This window comes from Diplocloster agilis (genome assembly GCF_019042275.1).
GTDB classification, from domain to species: domain Bacteria; phylum Bacillota; class Clostridia; order Lachnospirales; family Lachnospiraceae; genus Diplocloster; species Diplocloster agilis.
In genome coordinates this window covers 62,476-76,877 of record NZ_JAHQCW010000016.1, presented here as the reverse complement: position 1 = coordinate 76,877, position 14,402 = coordinate 62,476, and the positions used below count along the sequence as shown (strand labels likewise).

At 51.4% G+C, this 14,402-nt stretch carries 12 protein-coding genes; 6 read left to right on the top strand and 6 right to left on the bottom strand.

Annotation, left to right across the window (positions count from 1 at the left end):
- Positions 1-9: 9 nt before the first annotated feature.
- Genes KTH89_RS11070 through KTH89_RS11060 form a run of 3 tightly spaced genes read left to right on the top strand, consistent with a single transcriptional unit; the run spans position 10 to position 2,487 of the window.
- On the top strand, positions 10-639 hold the full coding sequence (locus KTH89_RS11070) for a hypothetical protein (RefSeq protein WP_158347721.1): 630 nt from the start codon (positions 10-12) through the stop codon (positions 637-639).
- A gap of 54 nt (positions 640-693) precedes the next feature.
- The gene (locus tag KTH89_RS11065) at positions 694-1,227 is read left to right on the top strand and encodes a hypothetical protein (RefSeq protein WP_238721719.1); all 534 of its coding nucleotides are present in this window, start codon (positions 694-696) and stop codon (positions 1,225-1,227) included.
- 42 nt (positions 1,228-1,269) lie between these two features.
- A complete protein-coding gene (locus KTH89_RS11060) occupies positions 1,270-2,487 on the top strand; it encodes an MFS transporter (protein WP_158347725.1) in 1,218 nt (405 codons plus the stop codon).
- Between the two features lie 45 nt (positions 2,488-2,532).
- On the opposite strand, the gene KTH89_RS11055 is transcribed toward KTH89_RS11060, so the two are convergent.
- The 4 genes from KTH89_RS11055 to KTH89_RS11040 form a co-directional block, all read right to left on the bottom strand.
- Positions 2,533-3,072 carry a hypothetical protein gene (locus tag KTH89_RS11055; protein ID WP_158347727.1) on the bottom strand — a complete coding sequence of 180 codons (540 nt, stop codon included), beginning with the start codon at positions 3,070-3,072 and terminating at the stop codon, positions 2,533-2,535.
- Positions 3,063-3,692 carry a J domain-containing protein gene (locus tag KTH89_RS11050; RefSeq protein ID WP_158347729.1) on the bottom strand — a complete coding sequence of 210 codons (630 nt, stop codon included), beginning with the start codon at positions 3,690-3,692 and terminating at the stop codon, positions 3,063-3,065. Before KTH89_RS11050 ends, KTH89_RS11055 begins: the two co-directional genes overlap by 10 nt.
- Positions 3,673-4,530 (bottom strand): DUF5685 family protein, encoded by an 858-nt coding sequence (locus KTH89_RS11045; RefSeq protein ID WP_238721717.1) that lies wholly within the window; start codon positions 4,528-4,530, stop codon positions 3,673-3,675. Before KTH89_RS11045 ends, KTH89_RS11050 begins: the two co-directional genes overlap by 20 nt.
- A 224-nt stretch (positions 4,531-4,754) precedes the next feature.
- Positions 4,755-5,672 (bottom strand): hypothetical protein, encoded by a 918-nt coding sequence (locus tag KTH89_RS11040; RefSeq protein WP_238721715.1) that lies wholly within the window; start codon positions 5,670-5,672, stop codon positions 4,755-4,757.
- A gap of 520 nt (positions 5,673-6,192) precedes the next feature.
- Here KTH89_RS11040 and KTH89_RS11035 point away from each other — a divergent pair.
- A complete protein-coding gene (locus KTH89_RS11035) occupies positions 6,193-8,304 on the top strand; it encodes a glycoside hydrolase family 36 protein (RefSeq protein ID WP_158342369.1) in 2,112 nt (703 codons plus the stop codon).
- Positions 8,305-8,313: 9 nt separating this feature from the next.
- Here KTH89_RS11035 and KTH89_RS11030 read toward each other — a convergent pair whose 3' ends face one another.
- Both KTH89_RS11030 and KTH89_RS11025 read right to left on the bottom strand, forming a co-directional pair.
- Positions 8,314-10,116: a sensor histidine kinase gene (locus KTH89_RS11030; RefSeq protein WP_158342370.1), complete on the bottom strand. Its 1,803-nt coding sequence runs from the start codon at positions 10,114-10,116 to the stop codon at positions 8,314-8,316.
- Positions 10,113-11,657 (bottom strand): response regulator transcription factor, encoded by a 1,545-nt coding sequence (locus tag KTH89_RS11025; RefSeq protein ID WP_158342371.1) that lies wholly within the window; start codon positions 11,655-11,657, stop codon positions 10,113-10,115. The genes KTH89_RS11030 and KTH89_RS11025 overlap by 4 nt, the downstream gene beginning before the upstream one ends.
- Positions 11,658-11,864: 207 nt before the next feature.
- Between KTH89_RS11025 and KTH89_RS11020 the strand changes: the two genes are divergently transcribed.
- The gene (locus tag KTH89_RS11020; RefSeq protein ID WP_158342372.1) at positions 11,865-13,364 is read left to right on the top strand and encodes a sugar ABC transporter ATP-binding protein; all 1,500 of its coding nucleotides are present in this window, start codon (positions 11,865-11,867) and stop codon (positions 13,362-13,364) included.
- 15 nt (positions 13,365-13,379) lie between these two features.
- Complete coding sequence (locus KTH89_RS11015) at positions 13,380-14,348, top strand: ABC transporter permease (RefSeq protein ID WP_158342373.1); 969 nt, start codon at positions 13,380-13,382, stop codon at positions 14,346-14,348.
- Positions 14,349-14,402 lie beyond the last annotated feature (54 nt).

Below are 14,402 nucleotides of genomic sequence, written 5' to 3'. Positions count from 1 at the left end.
TATAAATAGATGGGAAAATATGAAAAAAACTGCATTCAAATGCTGCTGCGCGAAGACAGGCCCCGCCGTCCCGGACGCGCGGGAACCTGGATTCTCGGACAGGAATATCAGGGGCAGGAGTATTATAAGGACGCGCCGAACATGGTAGAGATCCTGATGATCACCGGGAATTATATGATGATGAATGGTTTTCCGGAAGGATTCGAAAAGAGAACCTATAATATGGGCGATCACAAGGGAGGCCCGTTCCCGAAATACAACAAGGGCTGTGATAAAACCATGATCTTCTCCGGCACCAATATGGAGGATCTGAATGACCTGGGCGCGCATGTGGAATTCCACCTGGGCGAAGGAGAAGACGAGACGGTATTTGAATTCGATTCTCCCCGCGCCGTATTCATTCCTCAAAATGTGCGCTACGGCCCGATCTACATTACGAATTTCCACAAGGATGTAATGGTCACCAACGTCTATACGGTAAACAGTAAGGCGGCGGCTGAGGTGGTCAACGACTTTGAGTTCGTGGGAGATGACGCGAAGATCAAAGCGGTGATCGGAGATGACATGGAAGCATATAAGAAATTTTACGGCAGTGATCCGGTAGACCCTATCGGCAACTTTGAGAAACAGCTTGCCTGAGACTCTCCGCCGGAATAAGACATAAAGGTAGAGCAAATGGAGGTACCGCAAACGATGAATTCAGCGGAAAATTATTGTATCAAGATGATATTAAAAAAGGACCGGGAGCCGATCCGGGGGAAATCTCCCGTCTATATGTTTGGAAAGGAACTTCTGGATGAAGCGGCTAACTGGGTTGAGATCATGACGGTTACGGATGATTTCATGATGATGGAGGGAACGTCCAAGGATGAAGAAAAGATCGTACACATCGGCCCCGACGGCCACAAAGGCGGACCTTATCCGAAATGGATCCATAATGCAGACAAAACGTTCTTCTTCTACGGCACCGACCCGGACCATCCGGAGGATCTGGGGGCCCATGTGGAATTCCATCTGGGTGAAGGGGAGGAGGAACAGATTCTGTCCTTCGAGGAGCCCAGAGCCGTCTTTGTTCCCAAGGGACTGCGTCATGGTCCTGTCTATGTGAATGGTTTCAGAAAAAATCTGATTATCTTCAGTGTCCTGGGCGCTCCGTCCCGGGAGGATGCCGGTATCGTTACAGACTTTGACTATGTGGCGGATGAAGCGAAATTAAGCCGGAAATAAGACATGAATATCGCAGTGAATGCGATACACTGGAGGTAAAGAATGAGTAGTGAACGAACAAAATCAGCTTCCGGCGGCCGTTCCAAAATATGGAACCGTGTGTATACCTGTGTCTTTATGGCCAACGCCATGTTGTTCCTGGGGATGCAGATGGTAAATACACTGGTTGCCAAATATGCGGATCATCTGGGCGCGACTGCGACGATTGTGGGCCTGGTGTCCAGTCTGTTTGCGCTGACCGCATTGATATTTAAGATCGTATCCGGTCCTTCCATCGATGCGTTTAACCGGAAATACATTCTAATGGGTGCGATCGCGGTGATCGCGGTTTCCTTTTTCGGTTTCAGCATCTCCGACAGCGTGCCCATGCTGATCGGGTTCCGGCTGCTTCAGGGCTGCGGCCAGGCCTTTACGGCTACCTGCTGTCTGGCGCTGGCGGCGGATTCCCTTCCGGCCGATAAATTCGGGATCGGGATCGGTACCTTTACGCTGGCCCAGGCCGCCTGCCAGGCGGTTGGTCCCACGATCGGGCTGTCACTGGCCCAGACCATCGGATATCAGCCCACATTTGTGATCGCCGGGTGCTGCACGATGTGCGGTGTACTGGTAGTGGCCCTGATCAAGAATCCCATACGGGAAAAGAAGAAATTCCAGGTATCGGTCAAGAACATTTTCGCCAGGGAAGCGGCTTTGCCGGCCGTCCTGCTGTTCTTTTTACAGATGACCTTCATCAACATCAATTCGTTTTTGGTTATTTTCGCAAATAACCGGGGAGTTATGAATATCGGGCTGTTCTATACGGTGTATGCGGTCTCCATGCTGTTCGCGCCAACCACGGTCGGAAAGCTTGCGGACCGGTTCGGCGCCGTGAAGGCGCTGATACCGGCCATGTGCCTGTTCGCCCTGTCATTTCTGATCATCAGCTTTTCCGGCAGCCTGCCGATGTTTTTGGCGGCGGCGGTGGTTTCTGCTTTCGGGTACGGCGCCGCCCAGCCGGCCGTCCAGACTTTGTGCATGAAATGCGTTCCGGAGTCCAGAAGGGGTTCTGCCAGCAGTACCAGCTATATCGGGCAGGATCTGGGGAACCTGGCCGGTCCGGTGCTGGCCGGTGCGATCGCAGAGCGGGCCGGGTATGCCGTCATGTGGCGCACCATGATTATCCCTGTTGCCGTTGCTATTGTTATCGTTATCGTATTTCATACGAAGATAACCGGCGTGGAAACTGCGTTTAAGGAGCGGGCGGCTTCCGGTGAGCGGTAGATGAAATGGACATGTCCCAAATCGAAATGGACATGTCCCCTTTTGTTATTTATCTAATTTTAAGTGCTTCCTCAGCTTACCCCAGACGGCAAACTGGAAGTATTCATAAGCCCGGTCATATACAAACAGGACAACCTGCCCGACGGCCAGCGCGATCCAGAGATAGGAGGAGGTATGCTCCTGCTGGAACAAAAGCCGGGGAAACAGAAACAGGATCGGAATATAAAGGATATTAAAGATCAGGTATTTCGCTGCCCAGAATAATGCTTTCCGGTTAAGCGCAGTCTTCGTCCTGCCTAACTGCCTCCAGACGCTCTCCACGATCAGGATGTAGAGGCCCATAGCGGCGAAGGTTATGCAGTGAAGCTTGTTCGGGGCGACCATGAAGCTTAACAGGATGGAGGCTCCATAGAACGCGGCGCCTAATCCCATCCCAAATTCACGGATGACAATGCCGACGAAAAAAGAGGCGGCTCCGAGTAAAAACAGGGTATTAAACTTCAAAATACCGCTCAGTATCATCAAAAGGATTGTAAGTGCCAGAGAAACGCCTGTGAAGGCCATCTGTCTTGCGTTTACATGCATGAACAAAGATCTCCTCCCATACATTCGCAGCAGCTGTCCGCGATCCATAAGTCGCAGCAGCAGTTCCCGGTCGTGGGCAGGCCGCCGCCGCGGCTGCCGTAACCGCCCTGCTGGTAGCGCTGGCTGTTCCATTGCAGCTGGTTTAACAGCTGGTTATACTGAGGATTGCCGGGTTCCATGTTGACCGCCTGGCGGGCATGATCCACGGCGACTACGTTATTGCCCACTCCGGCGTTGGCGGCGGCGCTGCAGTAATACCAGCGCGCGCTGCGGTTCTGGATTCTGGACAGCAGATTTAAGGCTTCCTGGTAATGGCCGGAGTTGACATAGTTGACAACCGCGTTTAGTTCCACATCATCCTGGGAACCGCCGTAGGCCTGCTGGCTTTGCTGCGGTCCTCCGTAACTGTTCGGGCCGCCGTAGCCGCCCTCCCGCTCTTTCATGATCTGGTCGTAGGCTTCCTGGACTTCTTTGAATTTTTCCTCCGCCAGGCCGGACAGGGGATTGCCTACATAGGAATCGGGATGGTACTTGCGAAGCAGCTCCCGGTAAGCTCGTTTGATTTCATCGTTGGAGGCGCTTCTGTTCACGCCCAGTACACTATAGGGATCCGTTATCATGGTTTTGTTCTCTTTCTTCCTTTCGCTTTTTCTGTATCTTGTTGTATTTCGCCCAGACGCCGGAATAGAGGATATTGCGCAGAATATCCGCATCCAGCAGACAGGGAAGTTTCTCAAATTCTGCGCTGCACTCGCCCATCATCATGAGCATCATCTGATAACACCGCTCTTCATAATCTTCCTGTTCACAGACAGACCGCAGAGGATTGTAGCGGTTTTCCTTCAGATCCTCCGGCAGATCCTCGTAGGCGTCCATGAGATAAATGAATTTGCCCAGGTAGAATCCCAGTCTTCGAAGAGTGGGTTCCCAATGATCCTTGCGATAGAGGAACAGTTCCTCCATCAGCCGCCCAAAACAGCCGGACACCAGGTCGATATCCGTGGCCCGCTCCGCCTCATACTGCTGAAGCTGTTTCAGGGAATTACGGATAGCATCGCTTTGGACAGGGTACTGCCGGATAATATTCCTGACTTTCCGGTTCAGCAGGGCGGACCCGGCCAGACCGGACAGGCTCTTATCATCCTTCCAGTCATCTTCAAAGTGATAGTAGGCCAGGATGACATTCATGGCGGCAGTGTATTCCGTGATCTCATTTTGAAGCATCTCATGCTTTTGCACGGGATGAACGATGCAATGATGTTTGGACAAAGCGGTGTCACTCTCATACAGAGAGGTTAACAGCACGATTGCAAACGTCATATCATAAGTCAGCGTCATCTGCCCGAGAAAACCATATTTCTCTTTTAACATCCGGCAAAGGCCGCAATAATATGCTTTATATTTATAATAATCCTTCACCTTAAGTTCCGGTTTATCTATCATTACATAACCAAACATGGCATCTTCTCCGCTGAATTCCTGATATGTGCATGATTATACTACATCTTGCCCGGGATTTCCAGGAGAAGTGGAAACAGTTCTAAAAACAGGCCGGATCTAAAGGATTACTTAACGGCCTGTTTTGTGTACCATTTTTATTTCTACAAGTGTCCGAAACAGTCCAAAGCGAAAAACTACAAGTAACAAAAAACACTGAATGTTTCCTTTTGAAACAGCGAAAATTAAGCTTCACGCATCCGTTTTTTAAACGCCTCTATAGAATCCGCTCTGGCCGCAAATTTCAACCAGCGCTTTAGTGTCTCAGGGTCCTTCTCCGATAAGATCATTTCTTTTAAATCTACTGGGACCTCTCCACATTCTCCCAGCAGATCAAGAATATCTTCCGCCTTACCCTCTGCTTTTCCTTCTTCGTAACGTTCCTGTCCTATGTCGGCCAAAACCTGTTCTTCATTATATTCCGTCAGGATTGAATTCATTACTTCCGCCCTCCTCGTCATCAGGAACTCTCTCAATATTCCTTCTTCAATACATTCGTCCACAGCCCGCTTAACCGCCTCCTCAAAATTCATCTCCCCGCGGTAGGACTTCACCTTTCCGACCAGGACCGCGTATTCTTTGAGGACAGGGCACCGCTCCATCAGCTGGCTGTTATGCCCGTTGTTGATATTAAGGATCTGAACCTGCAATTCCATTTTAGACTGCTCATTTCCATGTATAAATGCGTCGGACAGCTTCAGCCATTTTTCTTCCCCGATCTCCTGGTCACCGTTATAAAATACGATGTAAACCGGCGTAGGCAAGGACACCAGCTTTGTACCGTAGATATGCTTGCCGTGCAGGAGCCCCCGGAACATATCCGCGAAATAAAGCAGGCCCCGGACCGGAAGATTCGGATTCATTGTGCTTTGATGCTCGTACAGTGAGAGGATATCACGGATCAGATAGGCCACATCATTTTTCATTTTCATCCAGATGGCATCCTCCAGGGTCTTGATCTCCAGATCTTCCGTGTTCCTGTAAGCCGTATGGTTTAACGCGTTATACAGGTCCAGGCCGTAATTCTTTTCGGTGAACAAAAGGCGGAACAACCGGTCCTTATAGCCTTTGTTCGTCCCGATGTAATCGGTTGTTGTATTCATGTTTTTCCTCCTTGAAATGTATTCAGGGAAGAAACGGCCTCCTTATATCTGTAACTATTCGCTGCTTTTTTTTCATGGGAATTATATAAGAATATTATAAAGGATGTATTAGAATACTACAAGCAATGATGATATGGGATTTGGGATCTGATTCATATACCGTATATCTTCCGGCAGACGTACAACATGCGTGTTGCGGCGAAGTACAAAAGATTATTCAGAAGCTGCTTCTTCCTCAGATTTGTTTTTCTATTATATCATCCAAAAAACGCTATGTCAAAGAGGACTCTAATCTTTCACATATTGTTCGGAAATTCGTTCGCGAATTCTTAATGGAAGCTTCATTTTAAAACATCTATCAGAAATATTCTGCATGGATATTTAACAAAATGAGTTTATATTCACTTTTTTCCTGCGTCCGTTCCGTTAAAATGATTTTATAACAGAATCATTAGCATGAGCGCCATATGAATATGTGGAAGTATGAATATGCGGAAGTAAGAATACGTGGGAGGAAAAGATGAATTATCTGAAATGGAAAGAACCTTATCTGAATCTGATCTTTGCTTATGAAAAAGGCAAGGAGGTAACTCTGCTGTACGCAGGAATCAATGACCGGGAGCCGGACACGGATTATAAAGGCTGCCGTATCGTGGACGTATTGACACCGGGACTTCCCAACTATTCTTTCCGGGGAGCGAAGAATTATTACGATACCGGACAGCTGCCCCTTAGTTACCAGTCCCATGAAATCCTCGACAGGGACGGGGGAAAAGAAATACGGTTTGTACAAAAGCATCAGGATCTGACGGTAACGACCACCTTCACATTATATGAAGGCATACCGGTATTCCGGTGCAGCAGCGGGATCACGAATCATGGAACCCGGCCCCTGACGCTAGAGGGGATCAGTTCCCTGCAATATGGATTCCCAATAGGAAAAAATCATGAAAATGAGGTGGATCAGCTGCTCCTCTATGAACCTCATAATACCTGGTCGGAAGAATGCAGATGGGTAACCAGGAGTCTGCGAAGGGCGGGACTGGAGGCCTATGGGAATCTGAGCTACGACCGGATTCACATATCCAACAGCAGCGGCCTTTCCAGCGGAGAACACCTGCCGATGGGGGGCCTGACGTTTGCCGGGGGGAAGGAGTCGGCCGTATGGCAGATCGAATCCAACGGGGCCTGGGCGTGGGAGGCCGGGATCGCGGCCCAGGATTACCGGGGCCCACTCCTGGAAAATCCGTGTATGAATACTTTTTACCTGCAGTTGAGCGGACCGAGGCTGGAAGAAAATCATTGGAGAATCCGGCTGAATCCCGGTGAGTCCTTTCAAAGCGTCCCCGCGGCCATGGCCTTTGGAACACAGAGCGTGGAGGAAGCGCTGGCGCACCTGACAAATTACCGCCGCAGGATTCGCCGGCCCCATATAGATTATGAGCGGCTGCCGGTTATTTACAATGATTACATGAACGGCTTCATGGGGGACTCTACGGCGGAGAGGCTGTTTCCGCTGATCGAACAGGCGGCGGACGCGGGATGCGAAGTTTTCGTCATAGACTGCGGCTGGTATGACGCGGGCGACTGGCAGTATACCTTTGGCGAGTTCAAACCATCTAAGGAACGGTTTCCCAACGGACTGGAAGAGGTGGTTCAAAAAATCCGCCAATACCATATGATACCGGGAATCTGGCTGGAGCTGGAGGCGTTTGGCATAGACTGCCCCCTTGCGGATCAACTGCCAAAGGACTGGCTTTTTGAACGGGATGGAAATGCTGTGATCGATTCCGGCCGGTATCAGCTGGATTTTCGAAATGAACAGGTAAGAAAAAGAGCTGCGGACATTATCCGGGACATGGTGGAAACTTACGGATTCGGTTACATTAAGCTGGACTATAATATGTGCAGCGGACCGGGAACCGATTATCAGGCGTTCAGCCTGGGAGACGGGCTTCTGCGGCATAACCGGGCTTATCTCCAATGGCTGGATTCCGTCCGGGAGATGTACCCGGATCTGATTCTGGAGAACTGTGGCAGCGGGGGACTGAGAATGGATTATGCCATGCTGTCCCGCATGAGCATCCAGTCCTGCAGCGATCAGGAGGATTCCCGTAAGATGGCTGTCATCGCAGCCAACAGCGCGTCGGCGGTGACGCCGGAGCAGTGCGGAATCTGGTCCTATCCGGGGAAAGATTCGGATGCGGAGGATACGGTATTTAACATGATCAACAGCATGCTCTTCCGGGTACATATGGGCGGCAGGCTGGATCAGCTGGCCCCGGCATGCCGTCGGCTGGCGGCCGAGGCGGTCACGTGCTATAAAGGCTACCGGAAGGAAATAACGGGAGCGGTGCCCCGCTGGCCGCTGGGGCTGCATAAGTGGGACGCGCCCTGGCTGTGCTTCTGCCTGGAGGGAGCGAAGGCTTATTATATAGCGGTGTGGCGTTTAAACGGCACGGAAAAGGAGGCCGTCATTCCTTTGGACTTTGTGGAGGACCGGACCAAAGCACCCGAATTACGGTATCCTTCCTTTGCGGAGGATACCGTGAAGTGGGACCCGGCTGCGAAAGAGCTTGGGATCACACTGGAACGTCCTTACAGCGCCAGATTTCTGACTATGAAAAAATAAGAGATCCGTTCAGGCCTGCTTTCCGATTCGGATGGTGACCACCGTCCCGTGGGGTGATGCCTGCTCCACGGTCAGCGACTGTTCCTCCTTCAGCAGATAGTTTAACCGCCACCGAATGTTGGCCAGCCCGATGTGGCTGCCCCGGGAGGCCTCGTTCTCTTCCTGCCGGTCCGCTTCCAGACACAGCTGCCGGTACTGCTCCATATCAATGCCTACCCCGTTGTCTTCGATGCGGATCACAAGCTGGTCCGCATCTGTTTTTTCGTCCGGCTCCCGGCCCGTCTCAGGAGGAGCGTTTCGCAGGCAGAACGCTTCTTTATAAATCTTAATCCGAATGAAAGGCTCCTCCTCCCAGCCGGAGAGATCCTCCGACAAAAATCCATGCAGCAGCGCGTTTTCAACGATGGGCTGTATGATATGCTTGGGGATTTTAAAGTTCAGTACATCTTCCTTCACTTCCCAGAACACCCGGATCTGATCCGCATAGCGGCAGGACTGGATCGTCATGTACTGTTTGACCACATCGATTTCCTGTTCCACCGTGTCGAAGACGGAGATGTCATTGATCCGCAGGCTGTCCTTCAGAATCCGGATCAGCGCGTTATTCAGCACCACGATATCCCCGGTCCGCCCCTTCCGGGCCAGATAATTAATGGTATTCATGGTGTTATAGATAAAGTGAGGGTTGATCTGAGAGATCAGCAGGCCATACTTCATCTGCTGCTTCGTTTTTTCATTTTCCAGAAGCCTGCGGATATGTTTTTGCAGCTCCAGGGTCATCTGATTGAACGCGTGGCTCAGATCCTCGATCTCGTCGCCGGTACGGATATCCACCAGCGCTTCTTCGCCCCCCGGAACCTTTTTCATGTGCTGGGAGAGGACTTCCAGCGGTTCGATGATATTGCGGATCAGGGGATTCAGGATAAAGCTGGCCAGCAGGACAACCAACAGGACGGATACGATCAGAATGATAAAAATAGGGAAAAAGTTCCCAAGCAGTTCATGATAGGGCACAAACGCGATGAATTTCCAGCGGGTAACCTCGCTGATATGGGTGATATAGATTCCGCTTCCGCGGTTCAGGATAAAATCCTCCTGTAACCGGTATCTGGCGCTGTGATCTAACACCGGGGCATAATCAAAAGCGGTATCGCCGCCGCCGGAATAAAAGGGCTGGTTCCAGGCGTCCAGCCAGAGATAATGCCGGAAGGTCTTATCGGCAGTCTGGATCAGCTGGATCAGGCTGTCCGCCCGGAAGGTCAGAATAATCTTACCGTACAGCCCGGACATGGATTCCAGGGGAGCGCAGAACGTGAAGCGGTCCGGTCCGTCGGGGTAGAAGAACTTCAGATAATTCTCTTCCTCCTGTTTCCGATACCAGTCGGAGCTTAAGATGCGTTCCACATCGGAATCTTCGATAAATACGGAGCGGAACACCCTTCCGTCCTCCAGCAGCAGGACGATATCCTGTATGGAGGCGCTCATACCCGCCAGTTCCGTCAGCTGGTTAGAAATGAGGCTTTCATAGTAGGCCCGTTCTTCCTCCGCCCGCGTGAGGCCGTATTCCTGAATCAGCGAGAGCAGGCGCTTATCTGTAGTGATCCAGCCGGCATACTGTATTACGCTTTTGCAGCTGTCATTCATCTGGTCGACGATCTGGTCGGAGATGACGTTCATGTTATTGACGGAATTTTTGACATAATTCCAGGAGAAGAGGAAAATTAGCGGGATGCTGATGGTGAGAACGGCCAGAATCACCAGGATGCTGGTGCGGCGTTTCAGCTTCTGTCCGATTTTTGATCGTGTTTTCATTCCGCTCCTCCTTTCAGGGTATAGGAGAACTTGTTTTTATATTCGATGGGCTTGATTCCCTTCAGCTTATAGAACACCTGGCTAAAATACTGGGAGGAAGAATAACCGACCATCTCGGCCACACGGTAGATTTTCAGATCCTCTTTTTCCATTATTTTACAGGACTGTTCGATCCGGTATCTGGTAAGGTAATCCCATACGGTGAAGCCGGTGTCCTGTTTGAAGACCCGTCCCAGATGGGTGGTGCTTAAGCCCGCTTCATCTGCGATCTGTTGAACCGACAGATGCTCGTCGGCATAATAATCGGAAATGAACTGAATCGCTTTTTGGGTTTCCCGGGTCCTCTTATGCTTCTTCAAGCGGCAGATCTGTTCAAGCTGAGCCAGGACCCAGCTGTGAGCGGACCGGGCGTTGATAAGATCGCTGTCCTTTAAATCATCCGGTTCCACAGACATACTGTGGAAAATGCAGGAAAAATACACCTGTGTGTACTCCGACAGGCCCAGATAATTGTGCCGGGAAAGGATGGTCTGAAACAGATCCTCGGTGAAGGACAGCAGCTGATCCGGGTCCTCTTCCATCAGCGCGTTTAATTTTGTCTCCGTCAGACCGGTCCTGGTATTCGTGATGAACAGATCCGGGTCATCCAGGGACCGGACCTGCCGGTTTTCCAGAAAATACCGGGCCCGCAAGGTTTTCTGACGGCAGAAATAATCCCGGTGCAGCTTATCAAGCGGCTGCTCCTGAGGATGGTAGAAAAGCGAGAAGCTCTCCGCCATATGTTCGGTAAAATGCCGGTGCAGCGCCTGGGTAAAACGGTAGACGGACTGCTGAACCTGCGCCCCGGAATTGGTGGGCGGCACCTTGAGCAGCATGACCAGTTTATTATTGTAAGCCTGGAATACATAGAGATTCTCCCCGTGTGCATCCCGGAAGCTCTCACACAGGACCTGTGCGTCCGCCAATCGTTTGGTGATGGGGTACCGTTCCTGCAGGCCCTGATCCTCCACCCAGGGAAACAGGATATCCGGGGCAATGACCAGATAAGAATACGCGGACGGTAAGACGGACAGGACATCCTCCGGCATGGCGGCGTTGCTGTCCAGAAATGCGTGGTGCAGGCTCTTCTGGATATAGGTGTAATTAAGACGCAGATCCGACAGATATTTATCCCGTATATCGGTCAGTTTCGCGGACAGACTGTCCGAGGTGATCTCGTCCTTCATCAGATAATCTTCCACGCCCAGACGGAACGCCTGCTTCATATAATCGATTTCCGCGTAGGCGGTCAGCAGCAGAAACAGCATGCGGGGCTGCTTCCTGCGTATCTGCCGGATCAGTTCGATACCGTCCATGCCGGGCATGCTGATGTCCGTGATAATGATATCCAGCTTTTCCCGGTCGGCGATATGAAGCGCCTGCTTTCCATTGTGGGCCGCGCCCGCGATATGATACCCCAGGGCTTCCCAGTCCACCATTGATTTCAGATCTTCAATTGCCAGATATTCATCGTCCACTAACAAAACCTGCAGGCTGTCCATAACCGTCTCCCTCTTTTTCGGTGCATTTTATTAATTTGCAGCTTTCTCTTATAGTAGCACAGCCGGAATTTATGGTAAATATCCGAACCCGAACATGATGGGATAGTAAACAAAAAGGTCGGATATTTTATTATTTTACTTCGAATCCGTTGCTATACTTGGTTTACGAAAGTTGCATAAAGGAAGATGAAAAAGGGAGGGAAAGCAATGGAGGATAAAGCGGTCTTGTCGGTTTCGAATATAACGAAAAACTTCGGAATCGTCAAAGCCCTCAATCAGGTCAGCATTGATTTCCGGTCAGGTGAGATACACGGGCTGATCGGGGAAAACGGCTCCGGAAAATCAACGATGGCGTCTGTGATTACCGGCGTCTACAAGGCGGAGGAGGGAACCATGACCCTGAACGGGAAGCCGTATCAGCCGGAATCGGTGCTGGACGCCGCAAGGCAGGGGATCTGCATGATCGTCCAGGAGATGGGCACGATCGATGGAATCAGTGTGGCGGCCAACGTGTTCGCCGGAAAGGAAAATCTGTTCGCCCATATGGGAATCGTTAGGAAGAAGGAGATGATCCGGGCGGCGCAGAATATCCTGGATGAGATCGGGGCGTCGGATATCCGGGCGGAAAATCCAATCGACGGGGAGTCCTTCGAGAACCGGAAGATTGTGGAGATCGCCAGGGCAATGTATGAAGAGGTAAAGGTGATGATCGTGGATGAGACCACCACCGCCCTGTCCCAGAAGGGACGTGAGATCCTGTACCGGCTGATGAACCGGTTAAGGGATGAGGGCAAGACCATCATTTTCATCTCCCATGACCTGGATGAGCTGACGCAGCTCTGTGATTCCGTGACCATACTTCGGGACGGGAATTTTGTCCGGGATCTGAAAAAAGAGGAGATTACGCCGGATACCATGAGAAAGCTCATGGTGGGACGGGACGTGCAGGACGATTACTACCGGACGGACCAGCAAAGAGCCCTGACGGATCAGGTGGTGCTGGAGGTGGAGCATGTGAGCAGCAGCCTGCTGAAGGATATCAGCCTGAACCTAAAGAAAGGGGAGATACTGGGAATCGGCGGCCTGACGGACTGCGGCATGCACGAACTGGGGAAAGTTATCTTCGGCATCCAGCAGCCGAAGAAAGGAAATGTATACGCAGGGGAGAAACGGATCAGAATCCGCAATCCCAGAACCGCGATCCGGCAAAAGATCGGCTATGTGTCCAAGAACCGGGATCAGGAGTCGATCATGAAGCTGTCCAACATACGGGATAATATCTGCCTGCCGTCCTATGACAAGATTAAAAAAGGCTGTTATGTCTCGCCCAAAGCCGAAGAAGGGCTGGCCGGAAAGGAGAGCGGGAAGCTGAGTATCAAGATGAGTTCCCTGGACCAGCTGTGTATCCAGTTAAGCGGCGGCAACAAACAGAAAGTGGCGCTGGCCAAATGGCTGGGCAACGACTCGGATCTGCTGATCCTGGACTGCCCGACCAGGGGGATCGACGTAGGGGTCAAGGCGGCAATCTACCAGTTGATGAACCAGTATAAGCAGTCCGGAAAATCGATCCTGATGATATCCGAGGAACTGCAGGAATTAATCGGCATGAGCGACCGGATTCTGATCCTGAAGGATGGAGCGCTCTCGGGAACCTTTGACAGAAGCCCGGATCTTACGGAAAACGATCTGATACAATATATGATTTAACAGGAGGGATGGAAAGTGGCTCAGGTAAAAGCACCGGTCCTGGTGAAGCCAAAGAAAAAGCTTACGGACCGGATCAATATAAGGGACTTCATTCCGTTTATCGGGCTGATCCTGATTGTTCTGTTTTTTCAGATCATCAGCGAAGGTACCTTATTGTCTATTAAAAATATGAAATTGATTCTGAACCAGTCTTTTGCGCTGGTGATCGGAACCGTATCCTGCTCCTTCATTGTGGCGCAGGGGGACGTGGACTTTTCCATGGGTTCCATGGTCGGGATCACGGCGGTCTGCGCCGCGTGGACGGCTCAGGTAATGCCGGTCCTGGCGCTGCCGGTGGCTCTGGTGGTGGGGCTGGTATTTGGCATGATCAACGGTCTTTTGTATGTAAAATTCCATATTCCGTCGTTTGTGGTAACCTTAAGCACCCTGCTGGTTTTAAGGGGACTTACGATTTTTATCTCGGGAGGCGGATCGGTCAGCGTGCCGTTTTCCATGTACATTTATGATAATTCCGGGTTAAAATTAGTCGTAGTACTGGGTGTGATCGCAATCGCCTGCTTCGCCTTCAATTACACGAAGGTGGGAAAATTCTGTAAGGCGGTGGGCTCCGGTGCGGAAGCGGCGTTCCAGTCCGGGGTTCCGGTGAACAAGATGAGGATATTCGGCTACGCGCTGTCGGCCACCATGTGCGGGCTGTGCGGTTTCTTTAACATGGTCCGGGCCGGGTCCGCGGCTACGAATACGGGGAACCTGTTCGAGACGGACGTGCTGATCGCGCTGGTGCTGGGCGGAATGCCCCTGTCAGGGGGTGCTTCCTCCAAGATCCGATGTGCGGTGATCGGAAGTCTGATCCTGGCGGTGCTGGCCAACGGGCTGGTGTTCTGGAATATTAATGAGAAGCTTCAGCAGGGGATCAAGGGCGTGGTGTTCCTGGTGGCCGTATGGCTCACATTCGATAAGCGGAACGCGCAGGTTATCAAGTAAAAGCCTGGGCCTGGGGGGAGGGGCCGGTGGGAAACAGCGCGGGAGGCGGGGAGC

Coding starts and splice junctions, on each gene's coding strand:
- KTH89_RS11070 (WP_158347721.1), top strand. CDS start 10: ATGGGAAAATATGAAAAAAACTGCATTCAAATGCTGCTGCGCGAAGAC.
- KTH89_RS11065 (WP_238721719.1), top strand. CDS start 694: ATGAATTCAGCGGAAAATTATTGTATCAAGATGATATTAAAAAAGGAC.
- KTH89_RS11060 (WP_158347725.1), top strand. CDS start 1,270: ATGAGTAGTGAACGAACAAAATCAGCTTCCGGCGGCCGTTCCAAAATA.
- KTH89_RS11055 (WP_158347727.1), bottom strand. CDS start 3,072: ATGCATGTAAACGCAAGACAGATGGCCTTCACAGGCGTTTCTCTGGCA.
- KTH89_RS11050 (WP_158347729.1), bottom strand. CDS start 3,692: ATGATAACGGATCCCTATAGTGTACTGGGCGTGAACAGAAGCGCCTCC.
- KTH89_RS11045 (WP_238721717.1), bottom strand. CDS start 4,530: ATGTTTGGTTATGTAATGATAGATAAACCGGAACTTAAGGTGAAGGAT.
- KTH89_RS11040 (WP_238721715.1), bottom strand. CDS start 5,672: ATGAATACAACAACCGATTACATCGGGACGAACAAAGGCTATAAGGAC.
- KTH89_RS11035 (WP_158342369.1), top strand. CDS start 6,193: ATGAATTATCTGAAATGGAAAGAACCTTATCTGAATCTGATCTTTGCT.
- KTH89_RS11030 (WP_158342370.1), bottom strand. CDS start 10,116: ATGAAAACACGATCAAAAATCGGACAGAAGCTGAAACGCCGCACCAGC.
- KTH89_RS11025 (WP_158342371.1), bottom strand. CDS start 11,657: ATGGACAGCCTGCAGGTTTTGTTAGTGGACGATGAATATCTGGCAATT.
- KTH89_RS11020 (WP_158342372.1), top strand. CDS start 11,865: ATGGAGGATAAAGCGGTCTTGTCGGTTTCGAATATAACGAAAAACTTC.